Origin of the sequence: Bacillus sp. PPSBB_2, from assembly GCF_045291115.1 — a bacterium.
In the GTDB taxonomy this organism is placed as follows: domain Bacteria; phylum Bacillota; class Bacilli; order Bacillales; family Bacillaceae_G; genus Bacillus_A; species Bacillus_A cereus.
Genome location: NZ_CP147983.1, coordinates 89,746 through 112,662, shown reverse-complemented (window position 1 = coordinate 112,662; position 22,917 = coordinate 89,746). Strand labels below are relative to the sequence as shown.

The window sequence follows — 22,917 nt, the reverse complement described above, 5'->3', positions numbered from 1 at the left end:
CTTTTAAAAAATTAAGCGCCTTGCTCTTCCTTTTGGTCTGCAACTGCTTTAGTAGCAAGTGCAAGGTTACGGATTGGAGCTTGAAGAACGCTAAGAAGCATAGAAAGTAAGCCTTCACGTGATGGAAGAGTAGCAATTGCTTTAACCTCATCAAGTGTTACAAGTTTACCTTCGATTACGCCCGCTTTAATTTCTAAAGCTTCATGATCTTTAGCGAAGTCGTTTAATACTTTCGCAGGAGCAACTACATCCTCGTTACTGAACGCGATTGCGTTTGGTCCTGTTAAGAATTCATTTAACTCAGCCATTTCAGCAGATTCTGCAGCACGACGAGTTAGAGAGTTTTTGTAAACTTTGAACTCAACGCCAGCTTCACGTAATTGCTTACGTAATTCTGTTGCTTCAGAAACTGTTAAACCACGGTAGTCAACAACGATTGTAGATTTACTAGCGCGAAGTTTGTCCGCGATTTCAGTTACAACTTGTTGTTTAGTTTCGATTACTTTGCTCATGTTATTACACCTCCTGTAGATTATATAGAAGATGTACCGAAAGTGCACTAAAAACCTCCATGCCCAACTTGTAGACATGGAGGCATATAGTCACAGAAAAAAGATTCCGCTTCGTATATTAACACCTAGGTAGGAAATTAAGTCTATTGACACCTACTGTCTACGGTACACTAATTAAATTCACAACATAAATGATTATATTAAAACTTCTTTATGAAGTCAACTTCCAAAATTTACGCTAATGTAGAAACGTCTACACGTACGCCAGGTCCCATTGTAGAAGCAACTGTTACGTTCTTCATGTAAGTACCTTTTGCAGCAGCTGGCTTAACTTTTTGTAAAGTGTCAGCAATTGTTTTGAAGTTTTCTACTAATTTAGCATCTTCGAAAGATACTTTACCGATTGGAACGTGGATGTTACCAGCTTTATCAACGCGGTATTCAACTTTACCAGCTTTGATTTCGTTAACAGCTTTAGTTACATCGAAAGTAACTGTTCCAGTTTTAGGGTTTGGCATTAAACCTTTAGGCCCTAATACGCGACCAAGTTTACCAACTTCACCCATCATGTCAGGAGTTGCTACTACTACATCGAAATCGAACCAACCTTGTTGGATTTTACCGATGTAATCAGTATCGCCTACGAAGTCAGCTCCAGCAGCTTCAGCTTCTTTAGCTTTTTCACCTTTAGCAAATACTAATACACGTTGTACTTTACCAGTACCGTGTGGAAGAACAACTGCACCACGGATTTGTTGGTCAGCTTTCTTAGGGTCAACACCTAAACGGAATGCAGCTTCTACAGTTGCATCAAATTTAGCTGTGTTTGTTTTCTTTACTAATTCTACTGCTTCTGTTGCAGAGTAAGCAGCTGCACGATCAACAAGCTTTGCAGCTTCTACGTACTTTTTACCTCTTTTAGCCATTTTTATTTCCTCCTCGAATGTGGTTTTAGCGGAATAACCTCCCACGTTTACGCCTGTTTTCAGGTATAACCTGAGGATGAGCGCCATCCATTTATTTAAAAACGATAATCATTTACGATAATAAAGGTTGCGAATTGGAATTCCAGACCCGCAACCTTTTTTAAAAACAAATCGAATTAGTCTTCGATAACGATGCCCATACTGCGTGCAGTACCTTCAACCATACGCATTGCAGCTTCTACGCTAGCAGCGTTTAGGTCAGGCATTTTAGTTTCAGCGATTTCGCGTACTTTATCACGCTTAACAGTTGCCACTTTATTACGGTTTGGTTCACCAGAACCAGACTCAATACCAGCTACTTTCTTAAGAAGAACAGCAGCAGGAGGAGTTTTAGTAATGAAAGTGAATGAACGGTCCTCAAATACCGTAATTTCAACAGGGATGATAAGACCAGCTTGATCTGCTGTACGAGCGTTAAACTCTTTACAGAAGCCCATGATGTTAACACCTGCTTGTCCTAATGCTGGACCAACTGGTGGAGCTGGGTTAGCTTTACCTGCAGGAATTTGAAGCTTTACCATTTTAATTACCTTTTTAGCCACGAGACACACCTCCTTAAGTCCGTGATGTGGTCAATTGGACAGTGATTTGCCCTCCCACGTCATATTTTATCTGTAAGGATAAAATCTTTCAAAAAACGTCTCCGATAACGAAGACGTACTGACTTAAAAGATATTATCACTTTTTACAATTCATTTCAAGTTTCATTTTATAATTTTTCAATTTGATGGAAGTCAAGTTCAACTGGAGTCTCGCGACCAAACATGTCCACAAGCACACTAACCTTTTTCTTCTCCACATCAATTTCTTCAATAGCACCTGTATAATCTGCGAATGGCCCCTCATTTACACGTACTGTCTCATGAAGTTCAAAGTCGAAATCAACCACTTCGTTGTCCATTCCCATATGTTTCATAATGGTAACAACTTCCTCTTCTAATAAAGGTGATGGTTTAGATCCAGAACCAGAAGAACCAACGAACCCAGTTACACCCGGCGTGTTACGTACAACATACCAAGAGTCATCAGTCATGATTAATTCTACTAATACATAACCTGGGAACACTTTTCTTTTCATTAATTTTTCTTTTCCGTTTTTCATTTCTACTTCTACTTCTTCCGGGACAACAACACGGAAAATTTTATCTTGCATACCCATTGATTCTACACGTTTCTCTAGGTTTGCTTTTACTTTATTTTCATATCCAGAATAAGTATGGACAACATACCAACTTTTTTCCATTCATTTAGGACGAGCGTCCTTCCCTCCCTGACGTACATTTTTTTGCGCAAATGAAAAAACCCGTTCACCGGGCTTTTACACAGTTCTTATAAATAACATTATATCATGGATAAGTGCTTCTTATTCAAGAATTAACCAAGAATTAACCGAATTAAAGAAGAAATGCCCATATCAACTACTGCGAAGAAAATCGCAAAGAACACAACTGTAGCAACAACAGTCGCTGTTGAGCGGAGTAATTCATCTTTTTTAGGCCAACTTACTTTTTTCATTTCGCGACCTACATCGCCGAAAAAGTTCGTTAAACGCATCTGCGGGACCTCCAGTGTATTATTTCAATTATTTATTTTGTTTCCTTGTGAACTGTATGCTGATTGCATGTTTTACAAAACTTTTTTATTTCAAGTCGCTCTATTGAGCTCGTATCTTTCATAGTAGAGTAGTTTCGATTTTTACACTCTTCACATGAGAGTACAACTTTTTTCCTCATTAGTTACACCAACCTTGTAACATTATGTCCCTAAAAATGTATCATACAATAAAAGACAATGTCAATGACATGCATTTTGTACTCTCTACAAAAGAAAACAGGTGATTTATTTTACACCTGCAGCACTTGTTACTTCTTATGAATTTAAAGTTGTACTTTCTCTCATTTCCATATATCGTTCCAATTTCCTCTTTACTCTTTGTAAAGCGTTATCAATAGATTTCACATGCCTGTTTAACTGTTCTGAAATCTCTTGATAAGAACGACCATCTAAATATAAAGAAAGCACTTTTCTTTCTAAATCGCTTAATAATTCAGATATTTTTGACTCTATGTCTGTATATTCTTCCTGGCTAATGATCATCTCTTCAGGATCAGTCACCTTCGCTTCAGAAATAACATCCAATAACGTTCGATCAGATTCCTCATCGTAAATCGGCTTATCTAAAGACACATACGAATTTAAAGGAATATGTTTTTGTCTTGTTGCCGTTTTAATAGCGGTAATAATTTGTCGAGTGATACATAGTTCAGCAAATGCTTTGAATGAAGACAGCTTGTCCTCTTTATAATCACGAATTGCTTTAAACAACCCTATCATACCTTCTTGAACAATGTCTTCTCGATCGGCACCCACTAAAAAGTAAGATCTTGATTTCGCACGAACAAAGTTCTTATACTTGTGAATTAAATATTCTAGAGCGTCAGTATTACCTTTTCGAACTAACTCAACGATTGCCTCATCCTCTAAATCACGAAATGTAACGTCGCCTATACTTACGAAGCCTGCTTCCACCTTGATCCCTCCGACCGCTATTTATTTAGCAATATTATACAGTAAAAAGATAAAGAGCGTCAATGCTTCAACGCTCTCCTCTTCTTAATTTTTCTAATTTTTCTGTAATATCCTTACTAAATATCTTTCGCATGGCGGGCTGCTGTTCTTTCGCGTCTTTTGTACGCCTTCTTACTTGTTGTTCCATTGCTTGTACTTCCAACTCTAATTCACGCGCAGATTTTCGAAGGGCACCTTGCGCAAATATAACCCATTGTTCTGTATAATCAGAAGTCGCAACATATATTTGTGTATTTATATTTCTAAGCTCTATCGCAAGTTGCTCTATCTTTTCGTCTGCAGTTTGATTCTTTCGTGTGAATATTACTTCTACACGAGATTGTTTCATCTTTTTTTCAATACCATGGACTGTATAGGCATCAAAGACTATCATCACTTTTGTGCCTGTATAACCTTGATAATCCGCCATCTTATCAATAAGCGCATCTCTTGATGATTGTAAATCTACATCCCGCAGTTTCTTCAAATCTCCCCAAGCTCCGATAATGTTGTAGCCGTCAACGATCAAAATATCGTTCATTTTTTATTTACCAATTTCGTGACGTTTACGATATACCTCATACATTAACAAACTTGCGGCTACTGAAGCATTTAAGGATGTAACTTTACCAACCATCGGTAGAGTGATTAAGAAATCACACTTTTCACCAATAATACGACTCATACCTTTTCCTTCACTACCAATTACTAATCCAATCGGCATTGTACCATCTAAATTACGGTAATCCGTTTTTCCTTTGGCATCTGTACCAGCAATCCAAAGTCCACGCTCTTTTAATTCATCAATTGTACGAGATAAGTTTGTTACGCGCGCAACAGGAATGTATTCAATCGCTCCTGTTGATGCTTTCGCAACTGATGCGGTAAGTCCCACAGCTCTTCTCTTCGGAATAATAATTCCATGAGCTCCTGTTGCATCAGCAGTACGCATAATAGAACCTAGGTTATGCGGATCTTCAATCTCATCTAAAATCAAGAAGAACGGATCTTCATTACGTTTTTCTGCCACTTTGAATAAATCTTCTAACTCTGCATACTGATATGCAGCTACTTGAGCAATTACACCTTGATGATTACCCTCAACTAATTGATCTAACTTTTTCTTTGGTGCATGTTGTAAAATAATCTTATTTTCTTTCGCTAATGCTAGTACAATTTGTACTTGTCCTTTGGCAGCACCTTCTGCGATCCAAATTTTATTAATATCTCTCCCTGATCTTAACGCTTCAATTACAGGGTTACGTCCGATAATATATTCACTAGTCATGATGATGTGCCCCCTTCCTTTTCTTCTAAAACTGCAATTGCCTTATATACAATTTCGTCTAATCTTTCACGATTATTTAATAAATGATGGTAACCAATTAGCGCTTCAAAGGCTGTACTATGTCGATATGTTTGTACATCCGTATTTTTCGGAACTGTACCTGAATTTGCATTACGCCCTCTTCTTAATACCGCCTCTTCTTCCTCTGTCAAAAATGCCGTCTCTAATAAATGATAAACAACTTTCGCCTGTGCTTTTGCTGAAACAAAGCTCGTCCCTAAGCGGTGTAATTGATTAGGTCGAACTTTTCCTTTTTGAAGGAGGTGATAGCGGATATATTGTTCATATACCGCATCACCCATATACGCTAACGCCAAGCTGTTTAATTGCTTTGCATCGATCATCCTTATCCTCTTTTCCATCTTGTACCTTGAGCGGTATCTTCTAAAATAATATTACGTTCTTTTAAATCGTCACGAATTTGATCAGACAATGCAAAATCACGATTTTTACGAGCTTCAATGCGCTTTTGGATAAGCTCTTCAATTTCTTCATCCAGTAATTCTTCTTTTGATAATTCTAATCCTAAAATATCAAATAACGTTTCCAGTTGTTTTACGTATGCTTCAATCACAACTTTAGATGTATGCTCTTCAAGTAAATATTGATTTGCATGATTTGCTACGTTGTATAATTCGGTAATTGCATTTGCAGTGTTAAAGTCATCATTCATTGCCTCTTCAAATGCAGTCTGGAATTTCTCTATTTCAGCTAACCATTTCTCATTATGGTCCGTTAAATCCGTACTACTCTCCATACGATGCTTTAAGTTTCCATAAGCTGTTTTAATTCTTTCCAGTCCATTATTCGTACTTTGTAATAACTCTTCACTAAAGTTAATCGGGTGACGATAGTGTACTGATAACATAAAGAATCTAATTAACTGCGGGTCGTATTGCTTAATAATATCGTGAACTAAAATAAAGTTACCAAGCGATTTAGACATCTTCTCATTGTTAATATTAATATATCCATTATGCATCCAGTAACGTGCAAACGTTTTTCCAGTCAATGCTTCTGACTGCGCAATTTCATTTTCATGATGTGGGAATGCCAAGTCTTGACCACCAGCATGAATGTCAATTGTATCCCCTAAGTACTTACGCGCCATTGCTGAGCATTCAATATGCCATCCTGGACGTCCTTGCCCCCAAGGGCTTTCCCAGAAGATTTCTCCTTCTTTCGCAGCTTTCCATAAAGCAAAATCAAGAGGGTCTTGTTTCTTTTCCCCTACCTCAATACGAGCACCGTGACGTAAATCTGCGATTGGTTGATGTGATAATTTACCGTAACCTTCGAATTCCTTCGTCTTAAAGTACACATCACCCTCTGATTCATATGCATACCCTTTATTCACAAGTTCTTGAATAAATTCAATAATGATATCCATATTTTCTGTTACACGAGGATGAACTGTTGCGTGTTTGCAACCTAGTGCTGTTACATCTTCAAAGTACGCTTCAACAAAGCGATCAGCAATTGTCGGTACATCTTCACCTAATTCATTTGCCGCTTTAATTAATTTATCATCTACATCCGTAAAGTTAGATACATATTGCACATCGTATCCTTTGTATTCTAAATAACGACGCACTGTATCGAATACCATAGGAGGCCTTGCATTCCCAATATGAATGTAGTTATAAACTGTAGGTCCGCATACATACATCTTTACCTTATTTTCTTCTAATGGAACAAACTCTTCTTTTTGACGTGTTAACGTATTATAAATGTGAATAGTCATTTTTATCCTTCCTTTCTACCTTTAATTCCAATTGTTTCTTCAATTTATCAAGTTCTACTTCCATAGCCTTTAATTTATCAAAAATCGGATCCGGAAGGTCAGAGTGATTTAATTCTTGACCAATCTTTACTCCATTTTGAATAACGACACGGCCAGGTATACCTACAACTGTAGAATGTGCAGGAACTTCTTTTAATACGACAGACCCTGCTCCGATTTTAGAATTCTCTCCCACAGTAATAGAACCAAGAACTTTAGCACCCGTCGCAATTAATACATTATCCTGAATTGTTGGATGCCTCTTTCCTTTTTCTTTTCCTGTACCACCTAATGTAACCCCTTGATAAATCGTTACATTATCACCAATTTCACAAGTTTCTCCGATTACAACTCCCATTCCATGATCTATAAAAAAACGTCGACCAATAGTTGCTCCTGGATGGATCTCAATGCCAGTAAAAAAGCGGCTCACTTGTGAAACAAAACGTGCAAGAAAGAAAAAATTTCTTTTATAAAAAGCATGTGCAATTCGATGGGCCCAAACTGCATGTAATCCAGAGTAAGTTAAAATGACTTCGAAATAACCTCTTGCCGCTGGATCCTGTTCAAAAACGACTTCAATATCTTCCCGAAGCCTCTTAAACATCGGTGTTCCCTCCCCTTTATGGGCTGCTTTTTTGTCGAACGAACTAACTCCCCTAACTCATCACTTCTCCCCTAATTCTTTATATAAGGAGATAAATTCTATATTCATACCTATTTACACGGTATAAAAAAAAGGCGTCTCTGTCATATTGACAGAGACGCCTTTTAAGCGCGGTTCCACTCTGTTTAGGCTTAAAAAAGCCTCAAACTCATCCATGATAACGGTGTACACCGCTTCTGCTTACTTTGCGGCCTAAGACATCCCACGAAGCAATTCGCTGTTCAGCAGAAGACTCGAAGGGGCATTTCAAAAATCCGCTTATAAACCACTCCCAGCCTAAAGGTGGTTCTCTCTGTAAAAAGCCTGATTTTCTACTTCTCCTTCTCGTCGCTTTTCCTTATTAGGTTTTAGGTATACTTATTATATTTCTAAACCTAGAAAATGTTAACCAATTACTTTTTGAAGACGATTTAAAACTTTTTCTTTTCCAAGAAGTGCAATAGCATTCGGAAGCTCTGGACCATGCGTTTGTCCTGTAGTTGCAACACGGATTGGCATAAATAAATTTTTACCTTTATGTCCTGTTTCCTTTTGAACTGCTTTAATCGCTGCCTTAATTGCTGCTGGCTCCATTGCTTCTAGAGCTTCTATTTGACCAGCAAATGCACGAAGTACTTCAGGTACTTGTTCACCATTTAGTACTTCTTGTCCTTCTTCTTCATAATCAACATGATCTTTAAAGAACATTTCAGAAAGCTCTACAATTTCAGCTCCAAAACTCATTTGTTCATGGTATAAAGCAATTACATCACGAATCCAAGCTTGGTCTTGTTCGCTTAAAGTTTCTCCCACACGTCCAGCTTTCACTAAATGCGGTAAGCTTAACTCTACAACCGTATCTAAATCTTGCTTTTTCATATACTGGTTGTTCATCCATTTTAGTTTTTGAGAATCAAATAATGCAGGTGATTTTGATAAACGAGCTGCATCGAACATTTTGATAAACTCATCTTTAGAGAAGATTTCTTCTTCTCCTACCGGAGACCAACCTAGTAGTGCAATAAAGTTAAAGATTGCTTCTGGAAGATACCCAAGCTCTTTATATTGCTCAATAAATTGAATAATAGATTCATCACGCTTACTTAACTTTTTACGACTTTCATTAACAATTAGAGTCATATGACCGAATTGTGGAATATCCCAGCCGAAAGCTTCATAAATCATCATTTGTTTCGGTGTATTTGAAATATGATCATCACCACGAAGTACATGTGTAATTTCCATTAGATGATCATCTACTGCTACTGCAAAGTTATAAGTTGGAATTCCATCCTTTTTCACAATAACAAAATCACCGAAATCATTTGAATGGAACGCAACTTCATCTTTTACAATATCTTTGAATGTGTAGTCACGATCAGCTGGTACACGGAAACGAATACTTGGAATACGTCCCTCAGCTTCAAATTCTTTCACTTGTTCTTCAGTTAATTCACGGTGGTTACCTGCGTAACGAGGTGTTTCACCGCGAGCGATTTGTCCTTCACGCTCTGCTTCTAGCTCTTCTTCTGTCATATAACATTTATAAGCTAGACCACGCTCTAATAAATCTTCATATAATTTTTTATAAATATCTAAACGCTCTGTTTGGCGATATGGTCCAAATTCACCACCAACATCAACACCTTCATCCCAGTCCATACCGAGCCATTTCAAGTATTTTAATTGGCTTTCTTCTCCACCAGCCACGTTACGTTTTACATCAGTATCTTCAATACGAATAATAAATTTGCCATCTAAATGACGAGCAAATAAATAATTAAATAATGCCGTACGCGCATTTCCGATATGTAAGTGTCCTGTTGGACTTGGCGCGTAGCGCACTCTCACTTGCTTTTCCATAATTGGTACACCTTCCATTCTTAATGTCAACACATTCTATAATTGTACACCAAAAAAATGTGATTATCCATCTTACGAATTAAAAACCATTATTTTTTCTGTAATAAAACAACCGCTTGAGAAGCAATCCCTTCTTCTCTACCTGTAAATCCTAATTTTTCTGTTGTTGTTGCCTTTACATTAATGTTATCGATAGACGTTTCTAACAGTTCACTAATGCGCTTACGCATACTCTCAATATGTGGTGCCATTTTTGGTTTTTGAGCAATAATTGTACAATCTAAATTTCCTAACTCGTAACCTTGTTCACGCACAAATTCCCAAACTTTTTGTAACAATACAGCTGAATCTGCATCTTTAAAAGCTGGGTCTGTATCAGGAAAATGCTTTCCGATATCTCCTGCTGCAATCGCACCTAAACATGCATCAGCAATCGTATGTAACAATACATCTGCATCTGAATGACCGATTAATCCTTTCTCGTGTGGAATTGTAATTCCACCGATAATCAACGGGCGCCCTTCCGCAAATTCATGTACATCAAAACCTTGTCCAATTCGAAACATCCTTACTTCCTCCTTAAGCTAAACTACTGAGCTTTATGACTCTATATTATATCGCTATCCTTATAAAGAAAAGCCCGGCTGTTGCCGAGCTTTTCTTTATTAACACGTCATCAATGTTATTTCTTCTGAACACGTAGGAAACTTTCAGCAATTAATAGATCTTCCGGAGTCGTCACTTTAATATTATAGTAACTCCCCTCTACTACACCTACTTGCTTCCCCACACGTTCTACGAGACTTGCATCATCTGTGCCAAGAAAACAACTTTGCTTTGCGCTTCTATGAGCTTCTAGCAAAAGAGAAACAGAGAATCCTTGTGGTGTTTGTACAGCGTTAAGTTGAGATCGCTCTACCGTTTCTACAACAACACCCTTCTCTACTTTCTTAACAGTATCTTTTACTGGCACTGCACAAATGGAAGCTCCATATTTTTCTGCTGCAGTTAATACATCGCGAATCACTTTATTCGTTACGAACGGGCGCGCCCCGTCATGCACAAGAACATATTCGACACCACTCGCATACTGAAGTGCGTTATAGACGCTATCTTGTCTTTCGGCTCCACCCTGAATGAATTGTACGTGCTTTTCAATCTGGTACTTCTGCATTAACTCTTCAAAATACGGGCGTTCTTCTTCGTTAATTGCCATAATAATACTTTTGCACGCTTTATCTTTTTCAAAAGCACGCAATGTGTGCACAATAATTGGTACTTCATCTATAAGTAAAAATAACTTATTTTTACCAGCACCCATTCGTTTCCCTTGGCCCGCTGCCGGAATAATTAATGTATACATATTAATAATCCTCTACTTATAATGCTTTTTCTAGCAATTTACGTTTTGCGAAAATCATACGACCAGCCGATGTTTGTAATACGCTAGTAACAAGTACGTCAAGTTGTGAACCCACATACTCTCTACCATCTTCTACTACAATCATCGTACCATCATCTAAGTATGCAACACCTTGATTTTGTTCTTTACCATCTTTCACAACATAAACACTTAATTCTTCACCAGGGAGTACGACTGGTTTAATCGCATTAGCTAAATCATTAATGTTTAACACCGTAACCCCTTGTAATTCAGAAACTTTGTTTAAATTGAAATCGTTTGTTACTACAGTTCCACCAGTGATTTTTGCCAACTTTACAAGCTTGCTATCTACTTCTTGGATATCATCGAAATCGCCTTCATAAATTTCTACCGGAATTGGCATCTCCTTTTGAATACGATTTAAAATGTCTAGCCCTCTGCGGCCACGATTACGCTTTAAAGCATCTGAAGAATCGGCAATATGCTGAAGCTCTTCTAATACGAATTGCGGAATGACAATTGTTCCTTCTAAAAACTTTGTTTGGCAAATATCTGCAATACGTCCGTCAATAATTACACTCGTATCGAGAATTTTCCAATGAGTCGTAGATTTTTCCGCTTCGACCTCTACCTCTTCATTCTCACTATTGTTTTTCTTCTTACCTCCGCGTTGGGGTAATGTAAATAATCCTAGCAATTCATTCCTCTTTTTAAATCCTACTTGGAATCCTAAATATCCAAGTAAAAGGGTGAAGAACACTTGCAACACCGTACTAATAACTGGAATTGTAAATTCACGAATTGGTATCAAAATTAAATATGCAACAATAAGACCAGAGATTAATCCTAATGTACCAAATAAAACATCTGCTACAGGCGCCTTTACAAGAGCCTCTTCAATATGCTTAATAAGTTGAACAATATAATCTACAAGCCAAAATGTTGTTAAAAATAAAATAATTGCACCAATAATTGCACGAACATACGATCCTTCCAACAAAGGAACCGCACCGATATCTAATACATTAATAATTTTTGGGATTAAGTAAATCCCTAACGCTCCCCCGATCACTAAAAAGAAGAGCTGTACAATCCGTTTTAACATCCAACCACCTCCTACTCATTATTAACCATTGTTTCGCTAATCAAAACGCCGAATGCAAAAGCGGACGTGTTTTTTTTGTAAATAGTTTTATTTACCAATATATCATATCATATACCAAAAATGTTCTAGTGTCGTTATATTATAGAATCAATGTAATATTCTTAATTGTGTCTACTCATATAGAGATGCTCTTGAATTCTTTTTAGACCTTCTCGTATTTTCTTCGCTCTCACTTCTCCAATTCCTTCCACATCATCCAATTCATTAATAGTTGCTCGGCAAACACCTTGCAATGTTTTAAATCGATTAATTAAATTCTCGATAATAAGTGGCGGAACACGAGAAATCTTGCTTGTGATTCGGTACCCTCTAGGTGTCACACTTTCTTCTAAACTTGTTTGTCCTGGATAGCCAAGCAATTTAACTAAATCACTATCCTCTAAAAGTTGTGTATTTGCAAGATCTTGTAACTTTTTCAATATTTGATGATGGTCTTGTGTTTTCTCCTGGTGATAATCTTTAATTAACAATGCTGCCTCTGCCTCTAAATCAGCTAGTAATTCTGTAAGCTGTAAACGAATTAACCTACCTTCTGTTCCTAACTCATGAATATAGCTCAATATTTCATTTTTAATACGCAGCACCATTTCAACACTATGTAAAACGTGAACCACCTCGGACATTGTAACGACCTCTTCAAATTCTAGAATACCCAAATTCGTAATGCCGTCATTCCATACAGCCTTATATTTTTCTAGCGTTTGAATTGCTTGATTTGCCTTCGTTAAAATGACACCTATATCTTTTAATGTATAACGTAAGTTCCCTTGATATAGCGTAATTACATTACGTCTTTGTGAAATGGCCACAACAAGGCTGCCCGTCTGCTTTGCTACACGCTCTGCTGTTCGGTGACGCATACCTGTTTCAATAGAATCAATAGATGAATCCGGAACTAACTGTGCGTTTGCAATTAAAATTTTACTTCCAGTTTCATTTAAAATAAGTGCTCCATCCATTTTTGCTAATTCATATAAACTAGCAGGAGAGAATGCGCAATTAATATGAAAACCACCATCAACAATGCTTTTAATCTGCTCATTATACCCAAGAACAATTAGTCCCCCTGTTTGTGCGCGAAGTACATTATCTATCCCTTCGCGCAGTGGTGTTCCCGGGGCCACGAGCTGTAAAATATTAATTATACTTTTGACACGTTGCTTATTTTCTTCCATAGCCTAGCCTCCTAATGTCAAACGAAGCGCTTCTCCTAAATTAGAAACACCTACAACCTCAATCCCCTCTGGAATTGTCCACCCCCCTAAATTTTTTCTAGGAATGATAGCACGTTGAAATCCTAATTTAGCTGCTTCTTGTACACGTTGTTCGATTCTTGATACTCTTCTTATTTCTCCAGTTAATCCAACTTCTCCTATTACCGCATCAGTTGGTGCCGTAGATTTATCTCTAAAACTTGAAGCTATACTTAAGGCAACAGCTAAATCAATTGCCGGTTCATCTAATTTCAAACCACCAGCTACTTTTAAATACGCATCTTGATTTTGTAATAGTAAACCTGTTCTTTTCTCTAGTACCGCCATAATAAGCGAGACACGATTATGATCAATTCCTGTCGCCATTCTTCGAGGATTTCCAAAACTAGTAGGGGAAATTAATGCCTGTATTTCTACTAAAACTGGTCTTGTTCCTTCCATTGAGGCAACTACTGTTGAACCTGCAACTCCAACTGGTCTTTCCTCAAGGAAAATTTCAGAAGGATTTAAGACTTCTGCAAGGCCAAGTTCTTTCATTTCAAAGATACCCATTTCATTCGTAGAACCAAAACGATTCTTTACAGCTCGTAAAATACGATATGTATGGTGTCGATCTCCTTCAAAGTAAAGAACTGCATCGACCATATGTTCTAGCATACGCGGTCCCGCAATTGCACCTTCTTTTGTCACATGCCCTACGATAAAAATTGGGATTCCCTTTGTTTTTGCAAGTTTCATTAATTCTGCTGTACATTCACGTACTTGCGCCACACTACCAGGAGCTGATGTCACTTCAGGTAAATGTATCGTTTGAATAGAATCAATAACAACAAAAGCAGGATTCATCTCTTCAATATGTGCTGCAATACGCTGTAAATCTGTCTCTGATACAACAAATAGATTACTACCATTTACATGTAAACGATCTGCACGAAGTTTAATCTGCTTTGCTGACTCCTCACCTGATATATACAATACATCATATGAAGCATCTGCTAATTGCGAGGAAATCTGTAATAATAACGTTGATTTTCCAATCCCAGGGTCCCCACCAATAAGTACTAAAGATCCATCTACAATTCCGCCACCTAGTACACGGTTAAACTCCTGAAATTTTGTTTCAATACGTGCCTCAGACTTTGTTTCTACTTCTGTAAGACGTCTTGGTTTTGTTACTTCTGTTTGAATTGCATTTGCATAATTTAGGCGTCTGGATGATACAACGGGTTCCATCTCTTCAACAAGCGAATTCCATTGACCACACCCTGGACATTTACCCATATATTTTGGTGATTGATAACCACACTCTTGACATGTGAATTTTGTTTTCTTTTTAGCCATATCTTTTTATATTTCACTTCGCTTTCATCTATAAACATTTGACCTTCTCGTACAAGAAAGAGGGCTATCTCGTAGCCCTCTTAGTTTGTCTATACTTATTTTACCTTTTCAGCACTATGAATGACAAATGTTTCCCCTTCTACATCAAAGATAACTTTTTGCCCTTTCTCAATAGCACCTTTTAAAAGTTCTTCCGATAGTCTATCTTCTACATGCTTCTGAATTGCTCTACGTAGTGGACGAGCACCATATTCACGATCAAACCCTTTATCAGCAATAGCTGCAATCGCCCCTTCTGTTAATTGCAATTCAATTTCTTGTTCTTTTAAGCGATTCACTAACTGATTTACCATAAGAGTCACAATTTCTTGAATATGTTTTTTCTCAAGCATATGGAATACGATAATTTCATCAATACGGTTTAAGAATTCTGGACGAAATGCCTTTTTCAGCTCATCCATTACTTTACCTTTCATATCCGAATAATCACGGCTTTCATCTTGTACGTTAAATCCAAGATGTTTGTTACGTTTTAACGCCTCAGCACCAACGTTAGACGTCATAATAACAATCGTATTACGGAAGTCAACTGTACGTCCTTTAGAATCAGTTAAACGACCATCTTCCAATACCTGTAGTAAAATATTAAATACATCGGGATGCGCCTTCTCTACTTCATCTAATAGGACAACTGAATACGGCTTACGACGAACCTTCTCTGTTAATTGTCCGCCTTCTTCATACCCAACATATCCTGGAGGAGAACCAACTAAGCGAGAAGTTGAATGTTTCTCCATATACTCAGACATATCAATGCGAATCATTGCATCCTCATCACCGAACATAGATTCTGCCAATGCTCTTGCTAATTCTGTTTTACCTACACCTGTTGGCCCTAAGAAAATAAATGAACCAATTGGACGTTTCGGATCTTTTAGTCCTGCTCTTGCACGACGAACAGCTTTCGCTACAGCCACTACCGCTTCATCCTGGCCGATGACACGATCATGAAGAATGGATTCTAAGTTTAATAATTTATCAGTCTCTGTTTGTGCAAGTTTAGAAACAGGGATACGTGTCCATGTAGAAACGACATTTGCAATATCTTCTACCGTAACCTCTGAATTTTCTTTTCCTTGTTGCTCTTTCCACTGACGCTTTGTATCTTCCAATTTCTCACGTAAGCGTTGTTCCATATCACGTAAGGAAGCAGCCTTTTCAAACTCTTGACTTTGTACAGCCGCATCTTTTTCTTTTCGAATTTCCTCAAGCTTCACTTCAAGCTCTTTTAAGTTTGGTGGTGTTGTATAAGAGCGTAAGCGAACCTTTGAAGCAGCTTCATCAATTAAATCAATTGCTTTATCCGGTAAGAAACGATCCGTAATATAACGATCAGAAAGTTTTACAGCTGCATCAATTGCATCATCTGTAATAGACACACGGTGATGCGCCTCATAACGATCGCGTAAACCTTTCAAGATTTGAGTTGATTCTTCTAGACTCGGCTCATCAACATGAATTGGCTGGAAACGTCTCTCTAAAGCTGCATCCTTTTCAATATATTTACGATACTCATCTAAAGTTGTCGCACCAATACATTGTAATTCTCCGCGTGCTAAAGATGGTTTTAAAATATTTGATGCATCGATTGCACCTTCTGCTCCACCTGCACCGATTAATGTATGAAGTTCATCAATAAATAGAATAATATTCCCTGCTTGACGTATTTCATCCATTACTTTCTTTAAACGATCTTCAAACTCACCACGATATTTCGTCCCAGCTACCACTGTTCCCATATCTAGTGTCATAACACGCTTATCTCTTAACGTTTCAGGAACTTCATTATTTACGATTTGCTGTGCTAACCCTTCAGCAATTGCTGTTTTACCTACACCAGGCTCTCCAATTAACACTGGATTGTTTTTTGTTCTACGGCTTAACACTTCAATTACACGTTGAATTTCTTTACTACGTCCAATAACAGGATCCAAACGATTCTCACGTGCAACAACTGTTAAGTCGCGTGCTAAACTGTCTAGTGTCGGTGTATTGGCATTTGTCGATGAACCACCTTGGTGACCTGAACTTGCTTCGTTACTTCCAAGAAGTTGTAATACTTGTTGTCTTGCTTTGTTGAGGCTTACGCCTAAATTATTTAAAACACGTGCCGCTACACCTTCACCTTCACGGATTAAGCCAAGTAAAATATGTTCTGTTCCAACGTAAGAATGTCCTAGCTTACGCGCTTCATCCATAGACAATTCAATAACTTTTTTAGCACGAGGTGTATAATGTACAGTTTGAGAAGCTTCTGTTCCACGTCCAATTAACGCTTCTACCTCTTTTTGCACTTTTTCCGGGCTCAATCCAAGAGCAATTAACGCTTTTGCTGCAATTCCTTCACCTTCGCGTACAAGCCCAAGTAAAATATGTTCTGTTCCAATATTATTATGCCCAATGCGAATTGCTTCCTCTTGAGATAAAGCTAATACTTTCTGTGCTCTTTCTGTAAATCTTCCAAACATCATAGAAATCGCCTCCTACTTGCGCTTAGTTTTTTTCAATACGTAATCGCTCACGGATTAAGGTTGCTCTTCGATAATCTCTTTCTTCCGGTCCTAAAGGTCCTCCTGCATATTGTTGTAAAATACCTGGTTGCGTAAGAACCATTAGCTCAGTCAAAATATTTCTCGATATACCTTTTATATATCCTAGATCAATACCAAGTCGTACATCCGATAAGCAAGTTGCCGCTTCTGCAGATTGAATTAAACGACTGTTTGCTAGTATACCGTAAGAACGATAAACCTTATCTTCAAGCTCAATGCTCGAATTTTGTACAATTAATTCTCTGGCCAATTTTTCTTGTTGTATAATTTGCTGCATGACACTCTTTAAATCTGCAATAATATCTACTTCGGATTTCCCTAGCGTCATTTGATTTGATACTTGAAATATATTACCTAACGCTTCGCTACCTTCACCGTATATTCCTCTTACTACTAACCCTAATTTTTGAATTACTTGTATAATACGGCTAATTCTTTTTGTTAAAACCAGCCCTGGTAAATGAATCATTACAGAAGCTCTTAATCCTGTACCAACGTTAGTAGGACAACTCGTAATATATCCAAGTGATTCATCAAAAGCATATTCAACCTCTTTCTCAATCCAATTATCTATTTGATTAGCGCTTTGAAGCGCCTTTGATAACTGTAGCCCTGGAAATAGGCACTGAATCCTAATGTGGTCTTCCTCATTAAGCATCACACTAATGTGTTCGCTTTCTGATAACAGACATGCTCCATATTCGGTCCCTGCGAGATTTGGACTAATTAAATGCTTTTCGACTAAAACTCTCCTTTGAAGAGGCGTTAATTCATTCATTTTTAATAATCCAAACTTCCCAAAGGGCTCTACCGATTTATTTATAAATTTCTTTTTAAATAATTCTTGAACCTGTTGAGCTTCCTCTTCGTTTTGCATAGTAGAAAATTGATATTGCTTAAAATTACGAGCCAAACGAATTCGACTACTTAAAACAATATCAGAATCAGGGCCATCCCCCTTCATCCATGGACTAATCGCTTCATTCATAATTTTGTCCAGTGACATAGAACTACTCCCCCTCTCTATGCTCACTAAGCTGAGTTTCAAGCCCTCGAATTTCATCTCTTACCTCAGCAGCTTTCTCAAACTCCTCATTCTGTACATATTGTTTCAGAATAAGTTTTAGTTCATCTAATTCTTTCTTTAAGTGGATATTTCCTTCCATTCGTTCCGGAATTTTTCCACAATGTTCTGTATGTCCACCATGAAGTCGCTTTAACAATGGGTTTAAGTGTCCTTTAAATGTATCGTAACAAGAAGCACAACCAAAGCGTCCCACTTTTGTAAAATGTTCATATGTCATCTTACAATCTGGACATCTTACTGTATTTGTATTTGAAAACCCGTTTTTTCCTTCTCCAAACATTGTTGATTCACCGTGTAATAAACCAGCAAATACATCATGAAATGAAAAGTTAGACTGTGATGATTGAAAGAAAGACGTATAGCCACTTTGCTCCGCACATTGCTCACAAAGATGAACTTCCGCCTTCTTCTCGTTGATTACTTTTGTATAATGTAAAGTTGCTGGTCTTATATTACAGTTTTGACAAGTCATCAATATCCCCACCTTTACAATAGGAACGATCTACCTCATGATACTTTTCATACATTACTAGATTGTCCTCTTTCCTTAATCCATTTAGATAAAAGTACATGCTCTTTTTCAAAACTTCTACAATATTTAACTGCCCTATCTTAATTATCATTCTTTTACAAAAGCTGTATTTATTTATATTTCAGTGTTCTTAACATTGCGCATAATATTCGAGCCCTAAGTTCATCTCGAGAAGGAATATCCATTGATAATACAGAACGATCTAGTACACTTAACATTAGTTTTGCTTCACGGCCTGTTATAATTCCCTCTTCTAATAAACGTATAATCATACTCTCTGCATTCCCTTGTGCAACGCTATGATCAATCATATGAAGCATTTGATCAATAATGTCTATATCATCATGCAGTTTGACTTTTATAATGCGAATGTAACCTCCACCACCACGTTTACTTTCTACTATAAATCCTCTTTCTAATGTAAAACGGGTATTGATTACATAATTGATTTGAGATGGTACGCACTCGAATCGATCCGCAATCTCATTTCTTTTAATTTCAATCACATTATTATTACTTAAGTCAATAACTTGCTTTAGATATTGCTCAATGATATCAGATATATTTCTCATTTATCCGCCACCTTTATTGACTTTGACTATCTTTGACTTTAATTATATACGTATTAATAAAATTTGCAACTCTTTTGCTTATTCACTATCCTAGCCACATTCCCCTGCATTTAATCAAAATAGTAATTATTTAAGCACATTTTTTTAATTACTATGGATTATAAAAGAAAACACGAAAAAACACGAGTCATTTGACTCGTGTTTAGTTGCTTGGCGACGTCCTACTCTCACAGGGACAAGGTCCCAACTACCATCGGCGCTAGAGAGCTTAACTTCCGTGTTCGGTATGGGAACGGGTGTGACCTCTCTGCCATCATCACCAAACTATGAAGGCATATTCCTTCAAAACTAGATAACATTTGCTACATATTATATGGTTAAGTCCTCGATCTATTAGTATTCGTCAGCTCCACATGTCACCATGCTTCCACCTCGAACCTATCAACCTGATCATCTTTCAGGGATCTTACTAGCTTACGCTATGGGAAATCTCATCTTGAGGGGGGCTTCATGCTTAGATGCTTTCAGCACTTATCCCTTCCGCACATAGCTACCCAGCTATGCCCTTGGCAGAACAACTGGTACACCAGCGGTGCGTCCATCCCGGTCCTCTCGTACTAAGGACAGCTCCTCTCAAATTTCCTACGCCCACGACGGATAGGGACCGAACTGTCTCACGACGTTCTGAACCCAGCTCGCGTACCGCTTTAATGGGCGAACAGCCCAACCCTTGGGACCGACTACAGCCCCAGGATGCGATGAGCCGACATCGAGGTGCCAAACCTCCCCGTCGATGTGGACTCTTGGGGGAGATAAGCCTGTTATCCCCGGGGTAGCTTTTATCCGTTGAGCGATGGCCCTTCCATGCGGAACCACCGGATCACTAAGCCCGACTTTCGTCCCTGCTCGACTTGTAGGTCTCGCAGTCAAGCTCCCTTATGCCTTTGCACTCTACGAATGATTTCCAACCATTCTGAGGGAACCTTTGGGCGCCTCCGTTACACTTTAGGAGGCGACCGCCCCAGTCAAACTGCCCACCTGACACTGTCTCCCGGGTCGATAAGACCCGTAGGTTAGAATTTCAATACAGTCAGGGCGGTATCCCACCAGCGCCTCCACCGAAGCTAGCGCTCCGGTTTCAATGGCTCCCGCCTATCCTGTACAAACTGTACCAAAATTCAATATCAGGCTACAGTAAAGCTCCACGGGGTCTTTCCGTCCTGTCGCGGGTAACCTGCATCTTCACAGGTACTATAATTTCACCGAGTCTCTGGTTGAGACAGTGCCCAAATCGTTACACCTTTCGTGCGGGTCGGAACTTACCCGACAAGGAATTTCGCTACCTTAGGACCGTTATAGTTACGGCCGCCGTTTACTGGGGCTTCAGTTCAGAGCTTCGCTTACGCTAACCCCTCTCCTTAACCTTCCAGCACCGGGCAGGTGTCACCCCCTATACTTCGCCTTACGGCTTCGCAGAGAGCTGTGTTTTTGCTAAACAGTCGCTTGGGCCTATTCACTGCGGCTTTCCGTTAAGAAAGCACCCCTTCTCCCGAAGTTACGGGGTCATTTTGCCGAGTTCCTTAACCAGAGTTCTCTCGCACACCTTAGGATTCTCTCCTCGCCTACCTGTGTCGGTTTGCGGTACAGGCACCTTTTATCTCGCTAGAAGCTTTTCTTGGCAGCGGGGAATCAAAGACTTCGCTCCATAAGGAGCTTCCCCATCACAGCTCAGCCTTCACGATAAGCGGATTTGCCTACTTATCAGCCTAACTGCTTGGACGTGCACAACCAATCGCACGCTTCTTCTATCCTTCTGCGTCCCTCCATTGCTCAAACGATAAAGAGGTGGTACAGGAATATCAACCTGTTGTCCATCGCCTACGCCTGTCGGCCTCGGCTTAGGTCCTGACTAACCCTGAGCGGACGAGCCTTCCTCAGGAAACCTTAGGCATTCGGTGGACGGGATTCTCACCCGTCTTTCGCTACTCATACCGGCATTCTCACTTCTAAGCACTCCACCAGTCCTTCCGGTCTGACTTCACTGTCCTTAGAACGCTCCCCTACCACTGATACCATTGGTATCAATCCGCAGCTTCGGTGGTGTATTTAGCCCCGGTACATTTTCGGCGCAGAGTCACTCGACTAGTGAGCTATTACGCACTCTTTAAATGGTGGCTGCTTCTAAGCCAACATCCTAGTTGTCTAAGCAACTCCACATCCTTTTCCACTTAATACACACTTTGGGACCTTAGCTGGCGGTCTGGGCTGTTTCCCTTTTGACTACGGATCTTATCACTCGCAGTCTGACTCCTAAGGATAAGTCATTGGCATTCGGAGTTTGACTGAATTCGGTAATCCGATGAGGACCCCTAGTCCAATCAGTGCTCTACCTCCAAGACTCTTACACTTAAGGCTAGCCCTAAAGCTATTTCGGGGAGAACCAGCTATCTCCAGGTTCGATTGGAATTTCTCCGCTACCCACACCTCATCCCCGCACTTTTCAACGTGCGTGGGTTCGGGCCTCCATTCAGTGTTACCTGAACTTCACCCTGGACATGGGTAGATCACCTGGTTTCGGGTCTACGACCACGTACTAAACGCCCTATTCAGACTCGCTTTCGCTGCGGCTCCGCCTCTTCAGCTTAACCTCGCACGGGATCGTAACTCGCCGGTTCATTCTACAAAAGGCACGCCATCACCCGTTAACGGGCTCTGACTATTTGTAGGCACACGGTTTCAGGATCTCTTTCACTCCCCTTCCGGGGTGCTTTTCACCTTTCCCTCACGGTACTGGTTCACTATCGATCACTAGGGAGTATTTAGCCTTGGGAGATGGTCCTCCCAGATTCCGACGGAATTTCACGTGTTCCGCCGTACTCAGGATACATTCAAGAGAGAACGAAGTTTCGACTACGGGGTTGTTACCCTCTACGACGGACCTTTCCAGGTCGCTTCGTCTACCTCGTTCCTTTGTAACTCCGTATAGAATGTCCTACAACCCCAAGAGGCAAGCCTCTTGGTTTGGGCTATGTTCCGTTTCGCTCGCCGCTACTCAGGAAATCGCATTTGCTTTCTCTTCCTCCAGGTACTTAGATGTTTCAGTTCCCTGGGTCTGTCTTCCTTACCCTATGTATTCAGATAAGGATACCATACCATTACGTATGGTGGGTTTCCCCATTCGGAAATCTTCGGATCAAAGCTTACTTACAGCTCCCCGAAGCATATCGGCGTTAGTCCCGTCCTTCATCGACTCCTAGTGTCAAGGCATCCACCGTGCGCCCTTTCTAACTTAACCAAACTAAAA

General features: G+C 39.2%; 22 protein-coding genes, 2 rRNA genes and 2 other annotated features. All 24 genes read right to left on the bottom strand.

Annotated elements, in window-relative coordinates:
• Positions 1-11: 11 nt before the first annotated feature.
• The 24 genes from rplJ to V6946_RS00425 all read right to left on the bottom strand — a co-directional run bounded on the left by rplJ (position 12) and on the right by V6946_RS00425 (position 22,908).
• Positions 12-512, bottom strand: a complete 501-nt coding sequence (gene rplJ, locus V6946_RS00540; protein ID WP_000048716.1) for a 50S ribosomal protein L10 — start codon at positions 510-512, stop codon at positions 12-14.
• 39 nt (positions 513-551) lie between these two features.
• Positions 552-696, bottom strand: a sequence feature (ribosomal protein L10 leader region).
• A gap of 49 nt (positions 697-745) precedes the next feature.
• Positions 746-1,438 (bottom strand): 50S ribosomal protein L1, encoded by a 693-nt coding sequence (gene rplA / locus V6946_RS00535; protein WP_001987630.1) that lies wholly within the window; start codon positions 1,436-1,438, stop codon positions 746-748.
• A 176-nt stretch (positions 1,439-1,614) separates the two neighbouring features.
• Positions 1,615-2,040, bottom strand: coding sequence for a 50S ribosomal protein L11 (gene rplK, locus V6946_RS00530; protein WP_001085872.1), 426 nt, complete (start codon positions 2,038-2,040; stop codon positions 1,615-1,617).
• Positions 2,041-2,207: 167 nt separating this feature from the next.
• The gene (gene nusG, locus V6946_RS00525; RefSeq protein WP_000415794.1) at positions 2,208-2,741 is read right to left on the bottom strand and encodes a transcription termination/antitermination protein NusG; all 534 of its coding nucleotides are present in this window, start codon (positions 2,739-2,741) and stop codon (positions 2,208-2,210) included.
• A gap of 131 nt (positions 2,742-2,872) precedes the next feature.
• The gene (gene secE / locus V6946_RS00520; protein WP_001241323.1) at positions 2,873-3,052 is read right to left on the bottom strand and encodes a preprotein translocase subunit SecE; all 180 of its coding nucleotides are present in this window, start codon (positions 3,050-3,052) and stop codon (positions 2,873-2,875) included.
• A 32-nt stretch (positions 3,053-3,084) separates the two neighbouring features.
• Positions 3,085-3,231, bottom strand: a complete 147-nt coding sequence (rpmG, locus tag V6946_RS00515; protein ID WP_014481927.1) for a 50S ribosomal protein L33 — start codon at positions 3,229-3,231, stop codon at positions 3,085-3,087.
• 136 nt (positions 3,232-3,367) lie between these two features.
• Positions 3,368-4,027: an RNA polymerase sporulation sigma factor SigH gene (locus V6946_RS00510; RefSeq protein ID WP_000387193.1), complete on the bottom strand. Its 660-nt coding sequence runs from the start codon at positions 4,025-4,027 to the stop codon at positions 3,368-3,370.
• Positions 4,028-4,094: 67 nt separating this feature from the next.
• Positions 4,095-4,607 carry an NYN domain-containing protein gene (locus tag V6946_RS00505; protein WP_000997880.1) on the bottom strand — a complete coding sequence of 171 codons (513 nt, stop codon included), beginning with the start codon at positions 4,605-4,607 and terminating at the stop codon, positions 4,095-4,097.
• 3 nt (positions 4,608-4,610) lie between these two features.
• Positions 4,611-5,354, bottom strand: a complete 744-nt coding sequence (gene rlmB / locus V6946_RS00500) for a 23S rRNA (guanosine(2251)-2'-O)-methyltransferase RlmB (protein ID WP_000200237.1) — start codon at positions 5,352-5,354, stop codon at positions 4,611-4,613.
• On the bottom strand, positions 5,351-5,758 hold the full coding sequence (locus V6946_RS00495) for a Mini-ribonuclease 3 (RefSeq protein WP_000564261.1): 408 nt from the start codon (positions 5,756-5,758) through the stop codon (positions 5,351-5,353). The genes rlmB and V6946_RS00495 overlap by 4 nt, the downstream gene beginning before the upstream one ends.
• A gap of 2 nt (positions 5,759-5,760) precedes the next feature.
• Positions 5,761-7,158 carry a cysteine--tRNA ligase gene (cysS, locus tag V6946_RS00490; protein ID WP_000152276.1) on the bottom strand — a complete coding sequence of 466 codons (1,398 nt, stop codon included), beginning with the start codon at positions 7,156-7,158 and terminating at the stop codon, positions 5,761-5,763.
• The gene (gene cysE, locus V6946_RS00485) at positions 7,139-7,804 is read right to left on the bottom strand and encodes a serine O-acetyltransferase (protein ID WP_000476497.1); all 666 of its coding nucleotides are present in this window, start codon (positions 7,802-7,804) and stop codon (positions 7,139-7,141) included. Before cysE ends, cysS begins: the two co-directional genes overlap by 20 nt.
• A gap of 150 nt (positions 7,805-7,954) precedes the next feature.
• Positions 7,955-8,201: a binding site (T-box leader), on the bottom strand.
• A 47-nt stretch (positions 8,202-8,248) separates the two neighbouring features.
• Positions 8,249-9,706, bottom strand: coding sequence for a glutamate--tRNA ligase (gene gltX, locus V6946_RS00480; RefSeq protein ID WP_000415143.1), 1,458 nt, complete (start codon positions 9,704-9,706; stop codon positions 8,249-8,251).
• An 89-nt stretch (positions 9,707-9,795) separates the two neighbouring features.
• Positions 9,796-10,272, bottom strand: coding sequence for a 2-C-methyl-D-erythritol 2,4-cyclodiphosphate synthase (gene ispF / locus V6946_RS00475; RefSeq protein ID WP_000488386.1), 477 nt, complete (start codon positions 10,270-10,272; stop codon positions 9,796-9,798).
• A 116-nt stretch (positions 10,273-10,388) separates the two neighbouring features.
• Entirely contained in the window at positions 10,389-11,069 is a 681-nt protein-coding gene (ispD, locus tag V6946_RS00470) for a 2-C-methyl-D-erythritol 4-phosphate cytidylyltransferase (RefSeq protein ID WP_000288283.1), read from the bottom strand.
• Positions 11,070-11,085: 16 nt separating this feature from the next.
• Positions 11,086-12,195 (bottom strand): PIN/TRAM domain-containing protein, encoded by a 1,110-nt coding sequence (locus V6946_RS00465; RefSeq protein ID WP_000919677.1) that lies wholly within the window; start codon positions 12,193-12,195, stop codon positions 11,086-11,088.
• Positions 12,196-12,356: 161 nt separating this feature from the next.
• Complete coding sequence (disA, locus tag V6946_RS00460) at positions 12,357-13,430, bottom strand: DNA integrity scanning diadenylate cyclase DisA (RefSeq protein WP_000392158.1); 1,074 nt, start codon at positions 13,428-13,430, stop codon at positions 12,357-12,359.
• A 3-nt stretch (positions 13,431-13,433) separates the two neighbouring features.
• Positions 13,434-14,810 (bottom strand): DNA repair protein RadA, encoded by a 1,377-nt coding sequence (radA, locus tag V6946_RS00455; protein WP_001085202.1) that lies wholly within the window; start codon positions 14,808-14,810, stop codon positions 13,434-13,436.
• Between the two features lie 95 nt (positions 14,811-14,905).
• A complete protein-coding gene (gene clpC, locus V6946_RS00450) occupies positions 14,906-17,341 on the bottom strand; it encodes an ATP-dependent protease ATP-binding subunit ClpC (RefSeq protein ID WP_000971184.1) in 2,436 nt (811 codons plus the stop codon).
• A gap of 22 nt (positions 17,342-17,363) precedes the next feature.
• The gene (locus V6946_RS00445; RefSeq protein ID WP_000050843.1) at positions 17,364-18,428 is read right to left on the bottom strand and encodes a protein arginine kinase; all 1,065 of its coding nucleotides are present in this window, start codon (positions 18,426-18,428) and stop codon (positions 17,364-17,366) included.
• Positions 18,429-18,432: 4 nt separating this feature from the next.
• Positions 18,433-18,981 carry a UvrB/UvrC motif-containing protein gene (locus V6946_RS00440; protein ID WP_000128399.1) on the bottom strand — a complete coding sequence of 183 codons (549 nt, stop codon included), beginning with the start codon at positions 18,979-18,981 and terminating at the stop codon, positions 18,433-18,435.
• A gap of 170 nt (positions 18,982-19,151) precedes the next feature.
• Positions 19,152-19,613, bottom strand: a complete 462-nt coding sequence (ctsR, locus tag V6946_RS00435) for a transcriptional regulator CtsR (protein WP_001244558.1) — start codon at positions 19,611-19,613, stop codon at positions 19,152-19,154.
• Positions 19,614-19,821: 208 nt separating this feature from the next.
• Positions 19,822-19,937, bottom strand: a 5S ribosomal RNA gene (gene rrf, locus V6946_RS00430).
• Positions 19,938-19,986: 49 nt separating this feature from the next.
• Positions 19,987-22,908: ribosomal RNA gene (locus V6946_RS00425) — 23S ribosomal RNA — on the bottom strand.
• Positions 22,909-22,917 lie beyond the last annotated feature (9 nt).

What these genes read in the sequence shown, in the direction of transcription:
- V6946_RS00495 (WP_000564261.1), bottom strand. Translation starts at nt 5,758, where the DNA reads ATGATCGATGCAAAGCAATTAAACAGCTTGGCGTTAGCGTATATGGGT.
- radA (WP_001085202.1), bottom strand. Translation starts at nt 14,810, where the DNA reads ATGGCTAAAAAGAAAACAAAATTCACATGTCAAGAGTGTGGTTATCAA.
- rlmB (WP_000200237.1), bottom strand. Translation starts at nt 5,354, where the DNA reads ATGACTAGTGAATATATTATCGGACGTAACCCTGTAATTGAAGCGTTA.
- V6946_RS00505 (WP_000997880.1), bottom strand. Translation starts at nt 4,607, where the DNA reads ATGAACGATATTTTGATCGTTGACGGCTACAACATTATCGGAGCTTGG.
- ctsR (WP_001244558.1), bottom strand. Translation starts at nt 19,613, where the DNA reads ATGAGAAATATATCTGATATCATTGAGCAATATCTAAAGCAAGTTATT.
- clpC (WP_000971184.1), bottom strand. Translation starts at nt 17,341, where the DNA reads ATGATGTTTGGAAGATTTACAGAAAGAGCACAGAAAGTATTAGCTTTA.
- ispD (WP_000288283.1), bottom strand. Translation starts at nt 11,069, where the DNA reads ATGTATACATTAATTATTCCGGCAGCGGGCCAAGGGAAACGAATGGGT.
- cysS (WP_000152276.1), bottom strand. Translation starts at nt 7,158, where the DNA reads ATGACTATTCACATTTATAATACGTTAACACGTCAAAAAGAAGAGTTT.
- nusG (WP_000415794.1), bottom strand. Translation starts at nt 2,741, where the DNA reads ATGGAAAAAAGTTGGTATGTTGTCCATACTTATTCTGGATATGAAAAT.
- gltX (WP_000415143.1), bottom strand. Translation starts at nt 9,706, where the DNA reads ATGGAAAAGCAAGTGAGAGTGCGCTACGCGCCAAGTCCAACAGGACAC.
- V6946_RS00440 (WP_000128399.1), bottom strand. Translation starts at nt 18,981, where the DNA reads ATGACTTGTCAAAACTGTAATATAAGACCAGCAACTTTACATTATACA.
- rplA (WP_001987630.1), bottom strand. Translation starts at nt 1,438, where the DNA reads ATGGCTAAAAGAGGTAAAAAGTACGTAGAAGCTGCAAAGCTTGTTGAT.
- V6946_RS00445 (WP_000050843.1), bottom strand. Translation starts at nt 18,428, where the DNA reads ATGTCACTGGACAAAATTATGAATGAAGCGATTAGTCCATGGATGAAG.
- V6946_RS00465 (WP_000919677.1), bottom strand. Translation starts at nt 12,195, where the DNA reads ATGTTAAAACGGATTGTACAGCTCTTCTTTTTAGTGATCGGGGGAGCG.
- cysE (WP_000476497.1), bottom strand. Translation starts at nt 7,804, where the DNA reads ATGTTTAAGAGGCTTCGGGAAGATATTGAAGTCGTTTTTGAACAGGAT.
- ispF (WP_000488386.1), bottom strand. Translation starts at nt 10,272, where the DNA reads ATGTTTCGAATTGGACAAGGTTTTGATGTACATGAATTTGCGGAAGGG.
- rpmG (WP_014481927.1), bottom strand. Translation starts at nt 3,231, where the DNA reads ATGAGGAAAAAAGTTGTACTCTCATGTGAAGAGTGTAAAAATCGAAAC.
- secE (WP_001241323.1), bottom strand. Translation starts at nt 3,052, where the DNA reads ATGCGTTTAACGAACTTTTTCGGCGATGTAGGTCGCGAAATGAAAAAA.
- rplJ (WP_000048716.1), bottom strand. Translation starts at nt 512, where the DNA reads ATGAGCAAAGTAATCGAAACTAAACAACAAGTTGTAACTGAAATCGCG.
- disA (WP_000392158.1), bottom strand. Translation starts at nt 13,430, where the DNA reads ATGGAAGAAAATAAGCAACGTGTCAAAAGTATAATTAATATTTTACAG.